2 protein-coding genes are annotated in these 2,476 nt (G+C 74.0%); both read right to left on the bottom strand.

Going from position 1 to position 2,476, the window contains the following annotated elements:
* Positions 1-88: 88 nt before the first annotated feature.
* Entirely contained in the window at positions 89-1,828 is a 1,740-nt protein-coding gene (locus DZF91_RS02430) for a glycerol-3-phosphate dehydrogenase/oxidase (RefSeq protein WP_117355887.1), read from the bottom strand.
* A gap of 292 nt (positions 1,829-2,120) precedes the next feature.
* Positions 2,121-2,476, bottom strand: a 356-nt coding sequence (locus tag DZF91_RS41485) for a hypothetical protein (RefSeq protein ID WP_207661875.1), incomplete at its 5' end; no start/stop codon positions are given.

Here is a 2,476-nt window from a genome sequence, read left to right as displayed (position 1 = left end):
CCCGGCGCCGATAAGGCGCCGGGCCGGAGCCGCCGGGCGACGGGGAACCGCGAACGCGGTCCGCCGAACGACGAAGGAGCGGGGACGGTTACGGAGCGGTCACCGGGACGATGTCCGGCGCGCCGCGGCGACGGGCGTCCGCCTCCTGGTCGCCCTCCTGCGCCTGCGAGTCGCGCTCGGCCTCGATCCGCTTGCGGTAGTACTCGATCTCCCGGTCGCGCTGGCGCTTGGACCACCCGAGGACGGGCGCCAGCAGGTCGGCGGCCTCCAGCGCGACGCCGACACCGCGGTCCCACGTCTCGATGGAGATCCGCGTCCGCCGGGCCAGCACGTCGTTCAGGTGCCGGGCGCCCTCGTGCGTCGCGGCGTAGACGATCTCGGCGCGCAGGTAGTCGTCCGCGCCGTTCAGCGGACGGCCGAGGTCGGGCTTCTCGGCGATCAGCCGGAGCAGGTCGTCGGTCAGCGTCCCGTACCGGCGCAGCAGGTGCTCGATCCGCGCGACGTGCAGCCCCGAGCGCGCCGCGAGCCGGTGCCGGGCGTTCCACATCGGGACGAACCCGTCGCCGCCCACCAGCGCGACCCGGTCGGTGCACGACTCGGCGATCCTGCCGTCCAGGCCGTGCACCACGGCGTCGATGGCGTCCTTGGCCATCACCCGGTAGGTGGTGAACTTGCCGCCCGCGACCAGCACCAGCCCCGGCACCGGATGCGCGACGACGTGCTCGCGCGACAGCTTCGAGGTCTCCTCGGTCTCACCCGTCAGCAGCGGCCGGAGCCCCGCGTACACGCCCTCGACGTCGTCGTGCGTGAGCGGTGTCGTGAGGACGGCGTTGACGTGGTCGAGCACGTAGTCGATGTCGGCCTTGGACGCGGCCGGGTGCGCGCGGTCCAGGTCCCAGGCGGTGTCGGTGGTGCCGATGATCCAGTGCCGTCCCCACGGGATGACGAACAGCACGGACTTCTCGGTGCGCAGGATGATCCCGGTCGCCGAGTGGATCCGGTCCTTCGGCACCACCAGGTGGATGCCCTTGGACGACTTGACGTGGATCTGCCCGCGCCCGCCGACCAGCTCCTGGATGTCGTCGGTCCACACCCCGGTCGCGTTGACGACCTGCCGGCCGCGGACCTCGCCCTTCGTCCCGGTCTCCAGGTCGCGGATCCGCACCCCGGTGACCCGCTCGCCCTCCCGCAGGAAGCCGGTGACCTGGGTGCGCGAGGCGATCCGCGCGCCGTACTCGGCGGCGGTCCGCAGCACCATCATCACGTAGCGGGCGTCGTCCATCTGGGCGTCCCAGTACTGGATCGCTCCAACGAACGCGTCCTTGCGCAGGGACGGCGCGAGCTTCAGTGCGCCCCGCCGGGTCAGGTGCCGGTGGTGCGGGACGCCCCGGGTGCTGCCCATCTGGAACGCCAGCGCGTCGTACAGCGCCACGCCCGCGCCGAAGTAGCCGCGCTCCCACACCCGGTGCGTGGTCGGCAGCAGGAACGGGACCGGCCGCACCAGGTGCGGCGCGATCTGCTGCAGCAGCAGGCTGCGCTCGGTCAGCGCCTCCCGGACCAGCTCGAAGTTGTACTGCTCCAGGTAGCGCAGCCCGCCGTGGATGAGCTTGGACGAGCGGGACGAGGTGCCCGAGGCGAAGTCGCGCGCCTCGACCACGGCCACCGACAGGCCGCGGGTGGCGGCGTCCAGCGCCGCGCCGGCGCCGACGATCCCCCCGCCGACCACGACGACGTCGTACTCCTCGCGGACCATCTCGTCGAGGGCCGCCGCGCGCTCGGCGGGCCCGAGCCGCGAGCTCCCGAGGGCGGTCACCGGTGATCCCGTCATCGTGTCTCCCCCTTGCACCCGGTCGTCCGATTCCTACCCAACAGTAGGGAGCGCGCCACGCCCGAACCACCTCCTCCCCGCGTGTCAGGAGGCCCCGGCCGCCTCCGCCGCCCCGACAATGGGACGCCAACGGGGGAGAACAAACATGCGACGACCTGCCATGATCGCGCTCGCGACCGCCCTGCTGACCGGATCGGCCGCGGCACTGACCGGATGCGGAAATTCCCATCTCCCATCCTCCAGCCACGCCTCGTCCACCGCCACGACGCCCGGTGGACGCCACCGGAAGGCGTCACCGAGCGCCACGGCCACCCGGTGGACGCCACCGGAAGGCGTCACCGAGCGCCACGGCCACGCCGGCGTCGACCGCCACCGGCCGGGCCGCGGTCAGGCCGTCGGACGCGGCCACCGCACCCGGGCGGCCGGGCGAGGCGTCCCGCCCGGCGCCGGCCTCGAAGCCCGGATCCAAGGCGGCGTCGAAACCCGGTTCGTCCCAGGGCTCGGCGGCCGGCTCGGCGGCCGGTGCCAAGAAGCCCGGTGCTCCGGCCGCGCCCGCGGCGTCCGGGCCGTCCGCCGGAGGGAAGCGGGCGCACGGCGGCACGGCCCCTCGCGGCGTGACCGCCCAGCACCCGCCCAAGGCCCCGGCCG

It is taken from the genome of Actinomadura logoneensis, from assembly GCF_003428695.1.
Classification (GTDB): Bacteria; Actinomycetota; Actinomycetes; order Streptosporangiales; family Streptosporangiaceae; genus Spirillospora; species Spirillospora logoneensis.
This window is presented reverse-complemented; position numbering and strand designations above follow the sequence as displayed.

Bases quoted from the DNA above. Each gene is read 5' to 3' on its own strand.
- DZF91_RS02430 (WP_117355887.1), bottom strand. From the start codon at position 1,828: ATGACGGGATCACCGGTGACCGCCCTCGGGAGCTCGCGGCTCGGGCCC.